This is a genomic window from Hahella sp. HNIBRBA332 (genome assembly GCF_030719035.1).
Lineage (GTDB): Bacteria > Pseudomonadota > Gammaproteobacteria > Pseudomonadales > Oleiphilaceae > Hahella.
The window spans coordinates 2,492,387-2,511,768 of the sequence record NZ_CP132203.1; the positions used below are offsets into that span (position 1 = coordinate 2,492,387).

Below are 19,382 nucleotides of genomic sequence, written 5' to 3' on the forward strand. Positions count from 1 at the left end.
GGGGGTAAAATGGAAACCTTCGAAGCAAAAATTTTAGTGAAGAATTTATTGAAGCGCATCCGCAAGGTAGATAATGACACATACGAGTTAAATAGCACTCTGACAGATGATGAAGTACTTGCATTAGAGTTTGCACTGGCATCTCTAGATAAAACCATTTCAAATCTATCGCCTCCTACTCAGGACTTCGATACTACTAACTCAATAGCAGAGGAAAAATCAAAAGAAGCCAGTTCAGATCCTCCTTTAGAGCTTGAAGCCGTCCATATAGAAATAAACTTAGTCACCAACACACTGCATTTACCTCCCCCACCCGAAGATAGGCGGCTATGTTTAGACTTTGGCACTGCAATGTCTAAAGTAACGTTGGTTCGAGATAACACTAAAGAGCGAAATTATGAGGACATTGAGGTGCTAAAGCTGGGGATTCCCGGTGATCAAGAAGAAGTTAGCCAAACTATGCTCGTATCATCAGTGTTTATAGACAGTGACGGCATATTACGGTTTGGGCATAAAGCAGTGCAATATTCTCAGTTAGAAGGGCAAAATGGAGATCGACAAAGATTGGATAACATTAAGCGTTATTTATCAGAAGAAGGTCTAAATAGCCCAGTGTCAAAAATATTCAATCCTACTGATATTGAAATTACTTATGGCGATATGGTATTGGCCTACCTAATGTTCCTCACTTGGGCTGTAAACTATTGTCTGAAAGACATTAATGAGCCTCGCAATTTAAACCGTCGTTATGCAATGCCTTGTCTTGATGAAAGGAAGGCTCGACATGCATCTCACGATCTAAGTAGGATGCTCGGTGAAGCACAGATATTAGCTGATACTTTTTTTACTGAGCTACAAAATGGTATTTCCCTTGCCAGCTTCATCGAAGCGGCTAGCCAACTAAAAACGCAGAAGAATAAATATATTTTCGTAAAAGAAAATGTAGCTGAGCCTTTGGGGGTTGCAGGTGCAATTATCAGTTGGAAGCAACAGGTAAATTCCTTAATTATGGTTGTTGATGTGGGAGCAGGTACTAGCGATTTTAGTATGTACCGTATGTCGTACGACACTAGCAAAGATAAAAGTATGGCATTTGAGGTAGAGAACTCTTCAGAAGGCATTACCGAAGCTGGCAATTATTTGGATAAGCTGCTTAAGGGACTTATTCTCAGAGAAGCTGGCATTGATTCAACACACTCACACTGGATCAACATTCAAGGTAATCTAGAACTCGATTTACGTGATTACAAAGAGCGATTATTTCTAGACAGTGAAATAGTAGTTCGTCTATTTAACGAGCAAATAATATCCATAACACTTGATCAGTTTCTATCCTTGGATCAAGTTGTCCAGTTCGGCAAATCACTGAAGGAGTGTCGTGATAGGATATTAAGCCGAGTAGACAGGAGCTTCATTCATGGCGCACCACACGATGCAGTTGCCCTTGCTCTTACGGGGGGTGGGGCATCTCTTCCTATGGTTAAAGCCTTGGCTGAGGGTACAGTTACAGTTCAGGGTAAAGAACTCAAATTAGTTCAAGCAACCAATTTTCCTCAATGGCTAAAAGAAGAATATCCTGAATTAGAATCAGACTACCCTAGAATTTCTGTATCTCTCGGCGGTGCAAGAAAAAAATTAATAAGTCGAGGTACTGCAAGCGTTACAGCTGGCGATATTAAATCCCCCCCGATACTGGATGGCTACTACTCAAAGGGATAAATGTAACAGGGTTTTACAAGCTTACTTATGAGCAACCTCAAGGCCTCTGAAAAGCCTCTCGTGAACGCTCCACTTCCGCTCTGACGGCGCATTCTTCCGTGTGATCGTTGATCAGTCCCATGGCCTGCATGAATGCGAATACGGTGGTTGGGCCGACGAACTTCCAGCCCATTTTCTTGAGGGCTTTCGACAGGGCGACGGATTCTGGGGAGGTTGAGGCGGTCTGTGGTTTTTGGCGTTGGTCGTGGGCGGGTTCGAAGCGCCAGATGAAAGTCGCCAACGAGCCTTCTTTCTCCACCAGCGCCTGGGCGCATTTGGCGTTGTTGATGACGGCTTCGATTTTGCCTCGGTGGCGCACGATGCCTTCATCTTTGAGTAATCGATTAACGTCTTCCTCAGTGAACGCGGCTATTTTGTTGAAGTCAAAATGATGGAAGGCGGCGCGAAAATTTTCCCGTTTGGCGAGAATCAATCTCCAACTGAGACCGGACTGAAAACTCTCCAAGCAGAGCTTCTCGAATAGACGAAAATCGTCTCTCACCGGGAAGCCCCATTCATTGTCGTGATAGGCATGAAAATCCGGCGCATGGCTCCAGCTGCAACGGGGTTTACTCTCTGCATTCTCTACCGTGACGGACATAAATATTTATCCTTGTGCAGGTTCAAAAAATAGGGACACGTTTTTCAATTCATCAAAAACTGCAGACGCGCATCGGCGTTAGAAGGCGCCACTTCAATGATTTCCGCCGCGACGATATCCTCAACTACAAATGGGTCCGCATTGACTCTCTCTTGCAGCTCCGCCAGTGAAGTATTATGCGCCAGTATTCCTCCCCCGGAGCTGGTCTGAAGGCTTCCAACCAGAAGAAAGACGCCGTCGTCGAAGCCTTGATTGATCCAGTCTTTGTGACCTGACATGAACTGACCGGCCTGACTTTTATTGTTTGAAAATTTCAGCAGCACGATAAACATGGGTTATTTTTCTCCTGTTGGCTCCAGCGCGGAAGCAGGCTCTGAGGAAGTAATGTTTTCCTCGCATAGCTTCAACCAGTCGAGCATCTGATTTACTTCGTTTTTAATGAACTTTTCGTCTTTGAACGCATTCGCCAGAGTGGCGACGCCCTGGCTGAAGGCCAGCACATGCAGGGCCAATTGATCCGCGTCCGCCTCTCGCCCCAGCAACACGAACTGCTTGCGCAACCATGTTCGAAAGAGCGTGAGTAAAGCGTTGGCGTCCACCAGAGAGCCATGGTTCAGCTTCGCCAGCTCAGAGCACAGCGTGCCAACTGGGCAACCGTAGCGCTTTATGTCCGTCTTATTCATGATCAAAATCTGAATAAAGCTTTTGATTCGCTCCTGCGGGTGTTTTCCCTCCCGCTCCCATCGGTCCAACATTTTTTGCGTCTTGGCCAGACGCAGCTGAATCACGGCGTCCAGGATTTCATCCTTGGTTTTGAAGTGGTGGTAAAAATTGCCCCGCGAAATACTGATGGCGCCGGCGATGTGTGAGAAAGAAGTGTGCTCAAAACCTTGCTGATAGAACAGTTGATCAGCTGTTTCCACTATCAGCTCGCGTGTAGAGAGATTGCTCATTGTCTTAGTAATCGTCTTGCAAATTATGGTTATCGGCGACCTGCCTGGTCCAATCTTGAGCGCATCTAAACTCGAACCAAGTACTGTTGATCGCCACCATTTAGGACATGCGTCCTAGCCTCTTCAAAAATAGGACGATCATCCTAATAAGTCAACCAAAAAGCTCGCCTATCCACTCATGTTTAGTAGACGAGGAAATAAAGGGACGTTGTGAGAAAAAGGAAAGAATCTGTATGAGAGAGGATTTAACGCCGCTTAGACAGGCGATGACGAGAAGATTGCCCTATGCGCCTTAAATATTTCGACCCCAGCTTTTAAGCGTTTGCAGCGTCTCATCGCTGATTGAGATATTCCCCAGGTAGGCGCATTGCCGGTGGAAGTTCCATTCGCCAAAAGCGACTAACCTCGCCCCTTCACCGACTTCCTTGATCAACATCCAGTGACTGAGGTCGCCTTGGTCCCCACCCGAGAAATACATCCAGTCATTCAGACGCTCAAGATCAAAAGCTTCAAACTGGTATGTGTTGTTGACGATAGGCAGCCCCTCTTCCGTTTGCGGCATCTTATTCAAGACCTCCGCAAAGGTTATGGTTTCAAGCACTTTCACTTTGAGCCAGGCTTGCTGTTCCGTATTCGCAAGAACGCTTTCTATCTGACATTTCACAAATGCCGATGCGTCAATTTCTTCCGGATGCTCGTCCCAGCCATTAACACTGGAGCACGCGGGCATGTACAGCGTCCAAAAAGCAGTATCTGTGTTTTCATTAAAAGGATGACCGACATTAATCATCTGACTTTCGCCAGGCATGGGCGTTTTTTCAGATCGCATCCACCATTTATTGTCATTTAACGGAGGGATTTCATCGGTGTAATCACTCCAATCAATGACCCCGTCATAAGCGGCAATCGCGAAGCCATCGACCTCTCTGAACTCGTTTTCGCCACCTCCGCCACAGGTCTGGCATTTAAATGCAATATTCATTTTTCTTAGACGTCTCGAAATAGATTTGATGAAGACAGGTTCGCCCAGCACTAGGCTCTGAGATAGGGGAAACTGCCTGCAGGCTCCCTACTTTCTTCCCCCCGATTCGCTAACGCCAACAGCTCGCCTTCAACATGACTGATTGTCTCGCCAAAGTTCCGCAGGACATTACCTAGAGAGTGTGCGTCAAGCCCTTTGATTGGGACACGGAAACATAACAGAACACGGGAGTGGCGGCTATCCATGGCGAAAGTTGAGCCAGCCAGGGTGTGGTCGCTGAAGTTCATAACCAAAAGCTCCGTCAGCCGTTCTGCATTCCCCAGGAATGGCTCGGCGGACGCCACCGGCGACCATAGCGACAGCTCCTGCTCGTCATTGCTGAGGGCGAAAGACAGTTCATGATTATCCAACAGCAGGTGACATTGGTTGCTTGCGTCCAACGCCAGACAATCCTGCCCCCACTGGTTGTTAAGCTCCATTAACCACTGCGAGAAAGTATCTTTTTGCGCGCTCATTCGAACACTCCTTTCTATCCATCGTTATTACAGACTTAAGAAATCATTGCTGACAGATTAGCGATGACGCGCGCGGTCACATATTGGCCGACAGGTCTATTTCTATACCCGGCGACACCTTTGTATCTATCCCTAGCTCGAAGCTAAACACAGGCCGGAAAGACGTAAAAATAACGGCGTCTAAAAATTTTTTTTAACTTTTTGCATCCAAATCCCAAAGCGGCGTCGTCTTTATCTACGAGATCGAAATTCAGGGTCTTCAGGCCCGACCACATACAAACAATCTTAAAAGGACAGACCCATGAAAAACTTCGCCGCACTGACCGCTCTTCTGATCGCCGCTGGTTTCACTTCTATCGCCAATGCTGAAGGGCAGGCGGATCGGGGGGATTACTGCGATAACGACAAACCAGCTTACAACGTTAAAACCTACGCCAGCGCGGGTTCCTATAACTATGGCGCTTCTAATGGTTATGGCGATGGATACGGGAATACTGGCGGCTTCGTTAAGACCTCCACCGTCTCCAGCGCCCCCGCTACCGTCGTCACCAAGGTTTCCACATCGGTTGGTGAAGTATTCGCGAACGCTCAGGGCATGACGCTGTACACCTTCACTAAAGACAGCAACGGCGTTTCCGCCTGCTACGACGGCTGCGCGGACAGCTGGCCTCCATTTTTGGCGAAGCAGGACGCGAAAACCTGGGGTGAGTTCAGCGTAGTCGCTCGCAAAGACGGCGCGTATCAGTGGGCGTACAAAAACCAGCCGCTGTACCTGTGGGTAGGCGATCGTCAACAGGGCGACGCGACTGGCCATGGCGTTGGCGATGTGTGGTTCGCCGCTAAGCCATAGAGATAGACCGCAAGCAACAGAGACAGGACGCAAGCTGCGCCCTTCTCTCCTCGCTAGCGCTGGCGTATGAAGTAGCCGCCAGTGCTGAGGATTGACGCACCCAACGGACGCCGCACGGGACCAATACGGAGTCCCGCGTCCCAGAAAAGATTTTCCAGCTGTAACTTTTTTTCCGTGGGTGTCGTAACGGTGATGACGGCCGTCACCACCTGACATCAATCGATGACCTTGATTTAAACAATACGACTTAAACAACACGTAAAGGGTAAATGTATGAACCTGTCGAAAACCTGGATGGCGACCGCCGTTTCCCTCGCTCTTTTTGGAGGCGCGTCTTTGGCGCAAGCGGAAATCGTCATTGGCAATGATCTGAATTCAACCGAAGGCGCAAACGCCGCCATCAACCAACTCTACTCCGCTAATCGCGGCTCCAATGGCGGCGGCGATCAAAGCCTGCAGTTTGGAGATCAGATATACGGTACTGAGGAAAACGATATTCTGATCGGCGGCCTGGGGATTGATGTCCTGTTCGGCTATAACGGCGACGACATCCTCATCGGCGGCACTGAGGACTTCAATAGTTTTAACCGCGACCGCGCCTTCGGCGGCAAGGGTAATGACATTTTCGTCTGGACGCCGGGCGACGGTAACGACTTCTTCGACGGCGGCGAAGGCCAGGACATTCTGGTCATCGGCCTGATTGGCGAGTCCCAGGATAATGACGGCAATACGGACCTGGCCCCTTTTTTTAACGTTAGTCCTCCCGGTACGCCAGGAAGTCAGGATTTCGACGGCATTTTTATCAACCCCAGCGTAGGTCTTCCAGAACTTAGGATTGAACAAACTCCCGGCTTTTGCCGAATTCTGGACAAGTCCACTGAGGGCATGAGTGAACTGAACCTCGATCATCTGGTTCAGTTTATCCTGACAGGCCCCGCCAATAACTTCGACGAGGCCATCGCAGCCGACCCCAATATCGATCCAGATACCTTGGATACAGGCTTGAGAATCTCGGTTCATTTGAAAAATACAGAGTTTGTTGTGTGCCCTTCGCGGTCCGGCGACGAAATAGAAGTCTATGACATATCCCAGTCTCCTCCCGTCAGAGTCACGCTGGACGACTTGCCGCCCACGGCCGCCACAGCTCCAGCCAGCTTACGTTAAACGCGTTACTTCCACTGAACCGAGAATCGACCAAGGAATACAGTATGAACCACTCAAAGCATGCGCTGAGCAGCGCGATCATTTTGTCTATCATGATGGCAGCGGCCGGCTGTTCCAGCTCTGGCGACGGCGGCAAAGGGCCTGACAATAACGACGGCCAGAACGGCGGCGATATCAATCAGAAGAACTTCACCGTCATCCAGGGGACGGATCTGAACACCAAGAGTTCCGCACTGTTGTCGTTCAATCCCGGCGGGCCAGGAGGCTCCTCTAATCAGAGCCAGCGCGCAGGGGATGTCCTGCAGGCGGAAGACGGCGTTGACTCTATTCTGATAGGCGGATTGGGCGTCGACGTCATGCTCGGCGCCTCAGGCGACGACATTCTTGTCGGCGGCACCGAAGATTTCAATTCCAGCGTCGACGGCGACGACAAAGGCGCCGACAACCGCGACAGAGCCTTCGGCAATGGCGGCGACGACCTCTTCATCTGGACGCCAGGGGACGGCAGCGACTTCTTCGATGGCGGCGAAGGTGTGGATGTCCTGGTATTGGGCGTCATTGGCGAGCAACGGGACAACAACGGCGCCACAGAAGACGCCCCTTTCTTCAACGTGAGCCCGCCCGGACGCGAAGGCAGTCAGGATTTCGACGGTATCTTTCTGGACCAGACCAATAAGCCCGTGGTCAAAGTATCCACCTCACCGGGATTCTGCACCGTCGTCGATAAAGGCGAACATGCAGAGGAGCTGGAACTGTTGAATCTCGACCACATTGTGCGATTCACCTTGCGCGGCGTCGCGGAAGACTTTGAAGTCGGCGTACGCACCGACGACGATGGGCTGCGTATCGCCATTAGCGCGAAGAACGTGGAGTATCTGGTGTGCGCCCCCAAAGTGACCACCGACGGCGCAACGACCGACAATATCGAGGTATTGGACCTGACCACCACGCCGCCCAGACTCGCGTTGTTGTCTGAGTTGCCTGAGCACATCGCGCAGATGATTCAATAATCTCTCAACGGTGATTCGGCGCCCGCCCTGCTTTCCTTGGAAGGCGGGGCGAACCCGTTCTACGCCTTGGCTTAATTCTGAGCGTCTATGGCGACGCATCGTCAAACACACTCTCTTCACACTCCCCACCCCCAAAAAAAAATTCGAAAAATAAAAAAGATTTTGCATCCAAACACCGCGCCGGCGTCGTCTTAATCAATGAGATCACAACAACGCCGTTCAATTGACAGATTAAAAGGACATTCTCATGAAAAACTTCGCCGCACTGACCGCTTTGATGGTTGCTTTCACTGGCTTCACCTCCGCCGCGCACGCAGAAGGACAGGCGGATCGTTATTGCGATGACGACTACGCCAAGAAAACCTATAGCAGCGCCACTTACGCAAGCGCCAGCAACCAGGGCGGCTATGTCAAAACGGCCGCTAACGACAGCGCCAATCGCGTCGTCACCAAAGTCTCCACTTCCGTCGGCCAAGTATTCGCCAACGCCCAGGGCATGACGCTGTACACCTTCACGAAAGACAGCAATGGAACTTCCGCTTGTTATGACTCCTGCGTAGACAGCTGGCCTCCGTTCCTGGCGCAACAGAACGCCAAAACCTGGGGCGAGTTCACCGTGATCGCCCGCAACGACGGGACCTTTCAGTGGGCTTACAAGAATCAGCCGCTGTACCTGTGGGTGGGCGACCGTCAACAGGGCGACGCCACTGGCCACGGCGTCGGCAATGTGTGGTACGCCGCGCAGCCGTAACCCGCCGTTAAGCGCCCTCTTCTCCTCTCTGCGCCAGCGCGATACGAGCGCCCCAGTAGAGTTGCAGAATAAAAAAGCAGCCCCCGGAAAGACACTGGCGAAAAAGTTTCGTCGTCGCTGTAACTTTTCCTCTCCGGGTGTCGTAAATGGATGAGGGCCGTGCGTTTTTCAAATGGAGATGGCGACACGTTTTTATCTGAGCGCACTTCAAGTTGCGCTGCATTCAGACTCACCTGAACACGTCGTCCAAGTGACTCAACAATAAGGACGCCCCGCATTCCGCAAGGGTCGGGGCGAAGTTTTTTAGTGCCATGGAAAACACTTTCGACCCGGACGAACTGGAAAATCTGCTGGCGCGTATCGCGCTTAAAGATCAAAAGGCGCTGGAGCAGCTTTATAAACGCGTTGCGCCGAAGCTCAATGGAGTAGCCATGATAATTTTACGAGACACGGATTTGGCAAATGATGTTCTGCAGGAATCTTTTTTGCAGATCTGGCATAAGGCGGACGAATATCGCCGCAGCCTCAGTGAACCCATGACCTGGATGACGTCGCTGGTGCGCTATCGCGCTCTGGATAAGTTAAAAGCTGAAAGTCGGGAGCAGACGCGCCGGGAACGCCATGATGAGATCGAGCAACTGCTTGAGCAAAACCTCGTCGACTCTCCCCTGCGTGACGCGCTGAACTCAAACGAGCAATGCCGCATACACCGCTGCCTGAGATCGCTGGATGTGTTGAACCGCAACGCCATCCTCATGGCTTACTACTACGGCTACAGCCGCGAAGACATCGCCGTGCACATTGAGAAGCCCGTTAATACCGTCAAAGTCTGGCTGAAGCGGGGTCTTGGGAGGTTAGCGCAATGCCTCGGCCATTGAGATACAAAAATCCAGAGCTTCTGGACCGCCTGGCGTCCAACTACGTCATCGGCGCGCTGCGGGGCAAGGCGCGCAGACGCTTCGAAGCCATCATGCGCGAAGACGAGACCGTCGCCAAACGGGTGCGTCAGTGGGAAGAAAAGTTTCAGCCGCTGCATGAGAAAACAGCGCCAGTGGCGCCCAAAACGGCGACCTGGAAAGCCATCTCCGCCAGTATCAACGATGCGCCCAGTCAGTTGATGGAGAAGTTATTACGCAAGCTGAGCTTCTACAAATACCTCTCCGCCGCCGCCCTGTCGTTGGCGCTGTGTATCGCGCTCTACCCTGTTCTGTCAGGAACGGAGTCGATCAGTCCCGACCAAGCGTCGTTCGCGCCCAGCATTAACTATGTCGCGGTGATGGAGAATGCGGACAAACAGGCGGTCATGGTGGTGACCGTCGACAAGGCGGCTCGTCTGTTGTCCTTGAATATTGTGGAAAAACCCGCAATCTCCCAGAACGCGACGTTGCAACTGTGGGCCGTTTCGCGGGATGACAATAGCGTCAGCAGTTTGGGAACCATCGAACTGAAAGGGCAAACGCAAAGAAGTCTGTCACTGCAGGAATGGGGGTTGATTCAGGGCGCAGAACATTTGCTCGTTTCCATCGAAAAGCCCGGCGGCTCAGCGACTGGCGCCCCCAGCGCACAACTACTGGCCAAAGGGTTATGCGTGAAAGTGGCGGGGTGGCGAAGTTAACTGCTCCCGCCGTTTTTGGTCGGCTCTTACTTAGCACTTTTTAAACAAGAGAACTCAACGATCTACTTTAGCGCCACAGACCACACAACAGTGATTCGCCAGGGAACAGGCCTCACACATCTTCCACACATTATTTCGATAATGACGGCTACCTTCCGGCTGCTGCGCATCCCATATCTGCTTGCAAACAGGACAGGCGCTGAACGACCTCACCCGTATTTTGTGCTTGCACGCCTCACTGCAGTACAGCGGTTCTGACGCTTTCGACATAACTTTTAATCCTCAGTGGACGCCATTTAATAAAGGGAAACTTAGCCTTATACAAGTGACTTATGCTGGCTCGCCATTACCGCCGGGCGCCTCTTAACTGATAAATGAACCCAGTTCCCAGAATCGAACAAAGTACACATTACGTTAACCCCACTGTCACCAACCGCAGCTATTCTTTTTAGTCTGGTATATACCAGATAAACCCAAAAACTAGGAGAGATTATGCTTAACTGGAAGAGTTGCGCGGCGGGCGTTGGCCTGTTGGCGATGACGTCTTTGGCTGTGGCGGATAATAAAGTTCTCTTGATCGGTATTGACGGTCTGCAACTGGAGCAGGTTCAACGCTTGAACACGCCCAACTTTGACCGGCTCAACATCACCAAGGCCTACACTGGCGGTATTGAAGGTTCGGCTTCGGAACAGTCGACTATCAGCGGACCGGGTTGGGCGACCATACTGACCGGGGTGTGGCTGTCCAAGCACGGGGTCAATTCCAATGACGCGGGCCTGGCCAATCCTGAGTTCCCAGGTTTGTTTAAACGGGTCAAAGACGCCAAGCCTGACGCTTATGTGGCCAGCATCGCCAACTGGGCGCCCATCAACACCCACTTCTTCGCCAATGAGGTCGCCAATATTGATGAGGTGGTCAGCGGCGTTAATGATGATGAAGTGGTCAATCGCGCGCTGCAAACCCTCTCCCAGACACCCGCTGATTTTGTGTTCCTGCATCTGGACGATCCCGATCATGCAGGACACGCCAGTTGCTTTGGCGGCGCCTACGATAAAGCCGTGCAGGACTCTGACCGCCGCCTGGGACAGCTTCTGGATAAAGTGGCCAGCCTGCAAAATCAGAACGCCGATAACTGGCTGGTGCTGGTGACCACGGATCACGGTCGCACGCCGATTGTGGGTTGCGGCCATGGCAATCAGACCGAGCCGGAAAAAACCATCTTTATCGGGTCTAATCAACCGATGAACGCTGAGTTCTCGCAGCAGGTGACGGACATTCCCAACACACAGTTCAATTCGCTCTACGGCTATCCGTCGCAAGCCTCTATTGCTCCCACCGTGTTACGTCATCTTGGCGTGACTATCGACGCTTCCTGGCGCCTGGACGGCTTGCCGTTGATCGGCGATCTGGGGGTGCGCAAATTAATGGAAGACGGCTCCACCGCCCAGCGTTTCACCTGGTATACCGATGAGCAGAAACCGGCGAATATCTACCGTAACGGCGAGTTAGTGGATCAGGTTTATTCCATGGATCGCGGCTGGTCTGATCCAGATATGACCGCCGCCGGCGTCACGGACTATGTGGTGGAGATCAATAACACTCCATTGGCGCTACGCATCAATAATTTCCAGATCGACGCTGCATTAAGCAAAGACGCCTTCAAGGCCTATTTCTTCCGTAATGATCAACAGTATGTGCGTTACGACAAGGTGCTGGACAAGTCAGACGGCGGCTATCCCAAAGCCATTAATAACCAGACCTGGCCGGGCATGGAAGCATATCGGGATTTGATCACCGCCAGCTTTCAGAAAGACGCAGGAACCAGCTACTACTTCCTCAAAAACGGTCAATACATCAATTACGACAACATCGGCGACAAGGTAAGAAGCGGTTACCCCAAGCCCATCAACAACGCCACCTGGCCAGGCCTGGAGCCCTACAAAGATCAAATAGAAGCCGCCCTGCGCTGGCACAATCAGAAAGTGTACTTCTTCCTGAGCAACGGCGATTACATTCGTTACGACATCAACAGCGACGCTGTAGACAGCGGCTACCCAAAACCAATCAACGAAAGCACCTGGCCGGGACTGGGCAGCTACGCCAAGGAAATCACCGCCGCCGTAAAATGGAGCGACAGCCGCGGCTACATCTTCCTGACCGGCCAACGCTACCTGCGCTACAACATCAGCCAGGATAAAGTGGACGACGGCTATCCCAAGCCAGTGAATAACTCCACCTGGCCTGGGTTGTTGAATCCGTAATTAGGCGTTATTTCGTCGGGGGCATGCAGGAAGAGCAGTACCTGCCGCCCCCGATGATTATTCATCCAGAAGCTATCCATTCAGAAGCCATCTATTCAGAAACTACCCACCCTGGCGCTGCATTTGTTGCAGAGCGGCCTTGTTTAGGTCAATACAGACGGAGCGTCAGCGAGGTTCAGCCCATGCGCTTTTCGCACGGGCAATTGCCCTTGGCTTTGCTATATATATTCGTATTTTCTGCCTATAAATGATTCAGTATCTGACCAAGCCATGTATTCTTGATTTAGATTTGAAAATTCTCGAAAGAGCTTGCCGAGCCTATTTATAGCTGCTGGTTCTGCTTCGATACAGAATTCGACTATTTCTCGGTATGGTAAATCTCTGTTGTTGCTAAATCGAATTTGAAGCGCCGAGCTACCACGTGAATCAGTAGTAAAAGCTCTAAGCCTGAAATAGTACGCAAAATTATCTTCGGGCTTCTCAGAGCCAATTTCATATAAGAAAACGTCACTGCTGTGCCGGGGAAAGTTTTCTAACCCGCCAGCAATTTCTTTTAATGAATCCGCTTTGTCATAATATTCGAAGCACGTTGAAACACTACTATTGGATACGTTCCAAACAAGCTGCACATGGTAAGGTTCTTCATACGGGATTCGTTCAATTCTTATGTAATTGCTCATAACTCTCAAGGTGTATAACGCCGAGCACAGTGGTCACTTGCTGCTGACTGTCAGAGGCGAATTAGCCAACCAACTCAGCTCCAGGATTACTTCTTACAATTTCTTCGCCATGCCGAGGTATATCATGCCCCGCCAGCCATTGGTAATGCTCAATACCGAGAAGGTCAGCAAATTTATAAGCAGGCATCTCGCTCCCGATGTGTTTTTTGCACTGGGTGATTGAGCTTGCCTTAGTTAGGCATAGTTCCAGGCTTTCTTTTGACAAAAATCGGACCAAGGATCTTCACCATTGAAGGCGCCGACGTAGAGCACCTTATTACCTCGAACAACCCATTCCATACCATGCTCTGGCTCCCACTCACAATTTAGCTCCATGTGAATTACTGGCTCGCGCTCATTTCCTGGACTTGGAACCAACAATACGCTCGGATAAATCAAGCTAAGAACTTCTGTAGGTTTTTCAAAGGTCTTTATCGGCTCACCAATTGCCTCAAGAAAGCCATTGCAATACCTGATAGAGGCCTCGCATAAAGAACTTATGACTTCATCGGTTAGCTCATTTAGGTATTCCGCACACATTTGCGCAAATTCGATATCTTCGCCTTCTACGGATAGCGCAATATATTTATCGAAGCAGCGAAAGTAGACTTCGCCTTCTATACCAAATTCACCCGGCTCAATATCCTTGATTATTTCCACTTACGATCCTTGATGCCTAACATTTGTATAACCCGCATCCGTGTTTTACCTATTCTGACTCCTGAAGATACATCCACCAGCCCCATGGTTCCATTGGAAAATCACTGCGGGGACTTTCTCCCGCAATGCATCAACCACCCGCTAGCTGACCACCTCTTCGCCAGCTTCCTTCCGTGCCTCTTCCTCACGCACTTTTTCGAGGTGGCGTTGTAGCATGGCGTGAAGGTCTTCTAACGCCTTGGCCTTGTTTGTCCACCAGTCGGTGGACCAGACTCTGAACAGTGTCCACCCTAGCCCTTCAAGGACTGCCTGGCGGATTTTGTCTCTCTCGCGGGCGTAGGCTGAGCTATGGTACATCGCTCCGTCGCACTCGACGCCCGCCAGATACAGACCCGGCGCGTCAGGATGCACGATCCCCAAATCGATGCGGTAGGCGGAAACGCCAATCTGGGGATGAATGATCCAGCCTTTTTCCTGTAAGGCTCTTGCTACCGCAATTTCAAAGGGCGATTCGAAATCGCCAATTGAACCGTGAACCGCAGCGCCTAAGGCGGAAGCGCCCCGCTCTGCGTACTCAAGAAAATGCTTGAGATCAGCCACCGCCCTGGCCTGCGTTCTCGAAAGATCAATACGCTCCGGCGTCATCGTCGAAAAGACGATCATTTCAGAGCGCGCCCGGGTCATGGCTACGTTCAAACGTCGCTCCCCGCCATTGCGGTTCAGCGGCCCGAAGTTCATCGTCACATGATCGCTTTCATCCGGGCCATAAGTAATGCTGAACAGTATGACGTCCCTCTCATCCCCCTGAACCGTCTCCAGGTTCTTGACGAAAACGGGCTCCAGGGTCGACTCTTCAGAAAACGCCCATTCAATGGAAGGATCATCGGAACGGGCCTTATCCAGCAGGTCCTCAATCAGTGTCTGCTGTTCTGTGTTGAACGTGACCACACCAATGGATTGAGCGCGCACTTTCGCATCGGAAGAAGTGACTCTGCGTACAATCTCCGCCACGATCGCCTTCGCTTCGCCTTGATTGTGGCGGGCTTTGCCTCGGGCGTAGAAGCCTTCCGGGCGAACCAATGAAACGCCTTTGTCCGGATGCACCGGCGCAGGAAAGGTGATCAGGGAGCTGTCGTAGTAGCGGCTGTTAGAGAAGGCGATCAAGCTCTCCCGGCGCGAGCGATAATGCAGGTTCAGCACCCGTTGAGGGATACTGGCGCCGATCAGCTCATCAAGGATACTTTCAAGATCGCCTTCAGCGTCGATATCCCCATCAGGATCATCGTCGGAGCGAGCGAAAAAGTTAGTGGGGGGCATCTGTTTCGGGTCGCCCGCGACAATGACTTGCTTGCCCCGCGCCAGAGAACCTACCGCATCCCAAACTGTAATCTGCGAGGCTTCGTCAAAAATCACCACATCAAACAGCGCTTGCTCCGCCGACAGAAACTGGGCGATGGATAGCGGCGACATCATCAGACAAGGCGCCAGTGAGGTCACCACATCGGGAATTTCCTCCATCATCTCCCGAACCGGCTTATGCCGTGTTTTCTTCTGCAGCTCATGACGTAAAACGCCCCAGGATGAACTGCGTTTGATGTCGTCCGGGTCTGGAATATCCCCCGCCAGTTTCGCCGCAATATACTGCGCCGTGAGTTCACTGAATTGGGTGTCCAGGTCTCTGAAATGGATAATGGCCGACTCATGTTCCGGCGATGAGAACGTTCTGAGGACTTCATCCTCGCCGATCACCGCTGAAGACCACCAGGCGCAATAGGCGGCTTCGAAAATATCGATAACGTCCTCGGGGCTTACATCGCCTTTTTCAACCGCTTCCACCAACGGCCCCATCTGGTGATCCAGGGCTTCGGAGCGTCTGCGCACCCAGCCGCACCAGTCTTTCATGGAGTGATGATGTTCAATTATTCCCTGACAAAGCGCGTCTATCGCCTCTAACGCCGGCGTATTGCTCGGTAGATACCCATTCAGCGTATTGCCAATCAAACCCTCAAATGACTGGCTGATCGCCTTGAGTCGCTCCAGTGACGACAGTAAATCTGCAATAGCTCTTCCAACGGTCGCCTCAGGCGCCAGAAGGTCGTTGGCGTCGTATAGCAGGCCTCTGATTTTTGACCGCAGGAAGATCAACCCATCAGCGTCATCGGCGAGCTTACTCACCGCAATACGGGCGCGAGACCCCAGCAGTTTGAGAGACGCGATCACATCCGGATCTGAGTCGTGCGCATTCCAGTCGCGCAATCCTTTCAGCATTCCATCCAGACGATCAATGTATTCGCCGGTGGTTCGCAACTGCTTCAGGACAGGGATATCGTTGTTGGGATCTGGATCACCCAGAGCGCCATGCTGGCGCATCTGTTTCAGCACTTTTCGCTTGGCGAAAAAACTTTTTGGCCACCATGTCTGATTAGCGTCTCGCCACTGGACGTCGAGACTGTCAGCATCAAGCTTCTTCCACGCCAGAGCGTCATACTTACAACTCAGCCTGGATTGCGCGTCGATATAGACTTTTAGCTGTCCAACCGCCTCTTCCAGCGCCTCCAGACGGTCGGGACCGTCCGGCTCCAAGGCGAACGACGCCTGTGTCCTGTAGGAATCCAGCAATACTTGCCCCAGTTCAGCCACCGCGTCGAGCTTAGATAAGTCGGCGCCGCCAAAGCTAACTCCCAGGGCGCCCTCAAATACAGTCAGGTCTTTCGCCGCTTGTTTGGCGCCGACCTGTAATTGTCTGGCGGCGTTGACCACCTCTTCCTGCCATTGGGGACGCCAATCGAAATGAGCGATAACTTGCAGTGGGTGATCAACCATTTCACCCACGGCCTTTGCCTGAATACCCAGCAACTCCGCGGCTTCCCGCAGCTTTTTCAACTGCGACTCATCATGATAGTCCGCATTAGGCCAGCTTAGCTTCGCCTTCGCTGCAAGCTCGCTATCGCGGACTTTGACTCCGATGGCGTAGTGAGCAGTCAAGCCATTTCGGCGGCGTTTGTGGAGCGCGTTGACGACTTGGTTTAGTCGATCACGCAGCGCCTTCAGCCGTTCCGCCTCCGCTTGCCATTCATTGACTTTCGATTGCGAAAAGCTCTCCCAGGAGGTGCGCAGCTGATTCAGGACGTCGGCTTTTTTCGCCTTGTTGGAATGCAACTCCAAACAGAAATGGCCCAGGCCGATGTCTTTCAGTCGCCGGTGAACCACTTCCAGTGCGGCGGTCTTTTCTGACACAAACAGCACTTTCTTACCTTTGCCCATCATGTGGGCGATAAGGTTGCCGATGGTCTGGCTTTTCCCCGTTCCCGGCGGCCCGATGATGACAAAATTTTTGCCCCGATCCGCCGTGGCGATAGCGGACATCTGAGACGAGTCCGCCGGCAAAGGCGTCAGCAAATCCGCTGGCGTGTACTCTTTATCAATATCCCCAGGGTCAACAAAGCGGATATCGCTCTCGTAAGGCTCTCTTGGCGTTTCCAGAAGATGCTTCACCACCGCGCTTTGTTTCAGGGACTCGGAGCGATCCACCAGATCTTTCCACATCAAGTACTTGGCGAAAGAGAAATGGCCAAGGACGACCTCCTCCACCACTTCGAATCCCGGCACGTCCTTGATCGCATGCCTGATTTTGTTCCAGACGCCTTCCACGTCAATGCCGCTATGATCCTGCGGCAACGGCCCATGCAGGCCGCTAATTTCAATACCGAAGTCTTTCTTCAGCATTTCCAGTAAGGTCGTATTAAATCTGGGGTCGTCTTCGCTGGCGGTCATCTTGACGCCACTGCGGACGGATTTCCGCTCCAGAGAAACGGGCAACAAGATCAACGGCGCGCGGTAGCGACGGTCGTCCTTGTCCTTCTGTTTCCAGAGCAGAAAGCCAATCGCCAGAAACAGGGTGTTAGAACCGCCTTCTTTGAGAGAGGTCTGCGCTTTGCGATATATTTCAACCGCGCGCTTATCCAGTTCCTCTTGTGGAATTTCAACCAGCAGCTGTTTTTTCGACAACGCGTCCCGGGCATATTCTTTCTTCAAATCGTCCCCGGTGCGCTGAAGATAGATATCCTGATCTTGTTCCTGGACATGAAACTTGGGGAACGGCGCGATAGAAATTCGCGCCCCTGTGGCCAAAACATCTTCCAATGCGCCGGGATCGCTGCAGACAAAAGCCAGACTGGTTTTGCCGGGCCTGTGATTAAGCAGCGGGTTACGCGCGGATAAATCCAGTAACTTGCGCTGCCAGCGTTCTAGACGACCGCTTGGGCTGCTATCGGAAAGATCTTCCTCGTCGGGAACGGAATAGGAGGGCAACGACGGCGCCTCTTCTAACCCGGGCTCTATGTTCTCGTCCTCACTGCCTGATTCATCGAACTGGGATCGCGGAGTCTGCAGACTGACTGGATTTATGCGATGCGCCCGCGCCCGGCGGATATCAATGGCCGCGACGAACTCGCTGTCTTTTTCCAACGACACCGCCTGACTCCCGGCCTGCACCGCTTTGGAGAATGGCGCGGCAGGATGCGACGTCACCAGCGTGGTTTCGATTAAAACAAGCTCTTTCAAAGGGATTCGCTGGCGAAAAACCTCTGCTTCATACACCAGAACACTTGCCAGATCCTCAGGCTGCAGCCACAGCCCCACCAACGCATGCCCTTTTGTTAACACCACGATGGGATTAAGCCCGGCCTGTTCCAACGCTGCAGCGAACAGCATCGTTGTGTCCAGACAGGTGGCCACCTTGTTGGCTTCTATCTGATTCGGTAGCCGAATTTTTTGACCGTTGCGCTCAAAGCTGGCGGGAGGCAGCGCATACCCTATTTGTTGTTTGACAATGGCGGAGTAAATCGCGGAGGCGATCAGCCATACCCGCTCCCGGCTTTTAGCGTGATAGCCGTCAATGGCGTCCGGTTTGCCCGCCGCCCTCAGCACTTTGCCGGCCTGTCCCAACAAACGATCAACAGCGGGGTCATTAGGCGTACAAAAAGCGGCTAAAAGCTCCGGCATAAAGCCCGCCCCGCCCCATTCATTGCTGGCCAGCAACTCAACGTCAACCGCCTGCTCAGCAAGCGGCTCATCCCCGCTATTGACGCGAATCGTCACGCTCCCGCGCAGTGATTCAGTCAAACCAAACAGAAAACCGCCGTCCAACTCCAAGTCACGATCCTTGATCACAACTTGTCCGTCCGCCGCAAGACTGTCTACCGTCCATGTTTTCTTTTTAAGAAACGCCGGCGCGGCGTCCAGTGTGACCACCAGATGGTGGAGATCATCCGCGCCCGAATTCTCGATTTTCAACTCGCGCAGCACCGCATAGGCGCTCTGATGGCAAGCAAAATTGATCTTTTCGACTAAGGTTGCGTGGATCTTGAGCGGTGACGCGTCCTGACCAGACATGGGCTTGTCCCTCATATCGACAATACATCTATAAAACGGCGGCGATCAGCCCCTGACGGCTCTATGAGCGAATAACATTTTCACAGGCCTGGAGCTGTTGAATACAGTATAGGGATTTGAATTCTCTACGCAGAATTTTATTACCTGC

Annotated in this window: 17 protein-coding genes; 8 read left to right on the forward strand and 9 right to left on the reverse strand. The window is 52.0% G+C overall.

Annotation, left to right across the window (positions count from 1 at the left end; translation table 11 throughout):
• The first annotated feature begins 9 nt into the window (after window positions 1–9).
• Entirely contained in the window at window positions 10–1,719 is a 1,710-nt protein-coding gene (locus O5O45_RS11340) for an acetate and sugar kinases/Hsc70/actin family protein (protein WP_305905334.1), read from the forward strand.
• A 37-nt stretch (window positions 1,720–1,756) separates the two neighbouring features.
• On the opposite strand, the gene O5O45_RS11345 is transcribed toward O5O45_RS11340, so the two are convergent.
• The 5 genes from O5O45_RS11345 to O5O45_RS11365 all read right to left on the reverse strand — a co-directional run bounded on the left by O5O45_RS11345 (window position 1,757) and on the right by O5O45_RS11365 (window position 4,809).
• Window positions 1,757–2,359 (reverse strand): DNA-3-methyladenine glycosylase I, encoded by a 603-nt coding sequence (locus O5O45_RS11345; protein ID WP_305905335.1) that lies wholly within the window; start codon window positions 2,357–2,359, stop codon window positions 1,757–1,759.
• Window positions 2,360–2,403: 44 nt separating this feature from the next.
• Entirely contained in the window at window positions 2,404–2,691 is a 288-nt protein-coding gene (locus tag O5O45_RS11350) for a YciI family protein (RefSeq protein ID WP_305905336.1), read from the reverse strand.
• 3 nt (window positions 2,692–2,694) lie between these two features.
• The gene (locus O5O45_RS11355; protein WP_305905337.1) at window positions 2,695–3,312 is read right to left on the reverse strand and encodes a TetR/AcrR family transcriptional regulator; all 618 of its coding nucleotides are present in this window, start codon (window positions 3,310–3,312) and stop codon (window positions 2,695–2,697) included.
• A 292-nt stretch (window positions 3,313–3,604) separates the two neighbouring features.
• Window positions 3,605–4,345, reverse strand: a complete 741-nt coding sequence (locus O5O45_RS11360; protein ID WP_305905338.1) for a hypothetical protein — start codon at window positions 4,343–4,345, stop codon at window positions 3,605–3,607.
• The gene (locus O5O45_RS11365) at window positions 4,345–4,809 is read right to left on the reverse strand and encodes a CesT family type III secretion system chaperone (protein ID WP_305905339.1); all 465 of its coding nucleotides are present in this window, start codon (window positions 4,807–4,809) and stop codon (window positions 4,345–4,347) included. The genes O5O45_RS11360 and O5O45_RS11365 overlap by 1 nt, the downstream gene beginning before the upstream one ends.
• Window positions 4,810–5,110: 301 nt before the next feature.
• Between O5O45_RS11365 and O5O45_RS11370 the strand changes: the two genes are divergently transcribed.
• The 6 genes from O5O45_RS11370 to O5O45_RS11395 all read left to right on the forward strand — a co-directional run bounded on the left by O5O45_RS11370 (window position 5,111) and on the right by O5O45_RS11395 (window position 10,199).
• Window positions 5,111–5,659 carry a COG4315 family predicted lipoprotein gene (locus O5O45_RS11370; RefSeq protein ID WP_305905340.1) on the forward strand — a complete coding sequence of 183 codons (549 nt, stop codon included), beginning with the start codon at window positions 5,111–5,113 and terminating at the stop codon, window positions 5,657–5,659.
• Window positions 5,660–5,932: 273 nt separating this feature from the next.
• Complete coding sequence (locus tag O5O45_RS11375) at window positions 5,933–6,823, forward strand: calcium-binding protein (protein ID WP_305905341.1); 891 nt, start codon at window positions 5,933–5,935, stop codon at window positions 6,821–6,823.
• Between the two features lie 44 nt (window positions 6,824–6,867).
• Window positions 6,868–7,833, forward strand: a complete 966-nt coding sequence (locus O5O45_RS11380) for a hypothetical protein (RefSeq protein WP_305905342.1) — start codon at window positions 6,868–6,870, stop codon at window positions 7,831–7,833.
• 247 nt (window positions 7,834–8,080) lie between these two features.
• Window positions 8,081–8,584 carry a COG4315 family predicted lipoprotein gene (locus tag O5O45_RS11385; RefSeq protein ID WP_305905343.1) on the forward strand — a complete coding sequence of 168 codons (504 nt, stop codon included), beginning with the start codon at window positions 8,081–8,083 and terminating at the stop codon, window positions 8,582–8,584.
• A 311-nt stretch (window positions 8,585–8,895) separates the two neighbouring features.
• Window positions 8,896–9,462, forward strand: a complete 567-nt coding sequence (locus tag O5O45_RS11390) for a sigma-70 family RNA polymerase sigma factor (protein ID WP_305905344.1) — start codon at window positions 8,896–8,898, stop codon at window positions 9,460–9,462.
• Window positions 9,447–10,199 (forward strand): anti-sigma factor, encoded by a 753-nt coding sequence (locus O5O45_RS11395; protein WP_305905345.1) that lies wholly within the window; start codon window positions 9,447–9,449, stop codon window positions 10,197–10,199. The genes O5O45_RS11390 and O5O45_RS11395 overlap by 16 nt, the downstream gene beginning before the upstream one ends.
• 54 nt (window positions 10,200–10,253) lie before the next feature.
• On the opposite strand, the gene O5O45_RS11400 is transcribed toward O5O45_RS11395, so the two are convergent.
• The gene (locus O5O45_RS11400) at window positions 10,254–10,469 is read right to left on the reverse strand and encodes a hypothetical protein (protein ID WP_305905346.1); all 216 of its coding nucleotides are present in this window, start codon (window positions 10,467–10,469) and stop codon (window positions 10,254–10,256) included.
• A 222-nt stretch (window positions 10,470–10,691) separates the two neighbouring features.
• Between O5O45_RS11400 and O5O45_RS11405 the strand changes: the two genes are divergently transcribed.
• Entirely contained in the window at window positions 10,692–12,461 is a 1,770-nt protein-coding gene (locus tag O5O45_RS11405) for a hemopexin repeat-containing protein (protein ID WP_305905347.1), read from the forward strand.
• Between the two features lie 218 nt (window positions 12,462–12,679).
• On the opposite strand, the gene O5O45_RS11410 is transcribed toward O5O45_RS11405, so the two are convergent.
• From O5O45_RS11410 to O5O45_RS11420, 3 genes are all read right to left on the reverse strand, one after another.
• Window positions 12,680–13,141 (reverse strand): hypothetical protein, encoded by a 462-nt coding sequence (locus O5O45_RS11410; RefSeq protein ID WP_305905348.1) that lies wholly within the window; start codon window positions 13,139–13,141, stop codon window positions 12,680–12,682.
• Window positions 13,142–13,375: 234 nt separating this feature from the next.
• Entirely contained in the window at window positions 13,376–13,840 is a 465-nt protein-coding gene (locus tag O5O45_RS11415; RefSeq protein WP_305905349.1) for a DUF6985 domain-containing protein, read from the reverse strand.
• Between the two features lie 141 nt (window positions 13,841–13,981).
• A complete protein-coding gene (locus O5O45_RS11420) occupies window positions 13,982–19,234 on the reverse strand; it encodes a DUF4011 domain-containing protein (protein ID WP_305905350.1) in 5,253 nt (1,750 codons plus the stop codon).
• Window positions 19,235–19,382 lie beyond the last annotated feature (148 nt).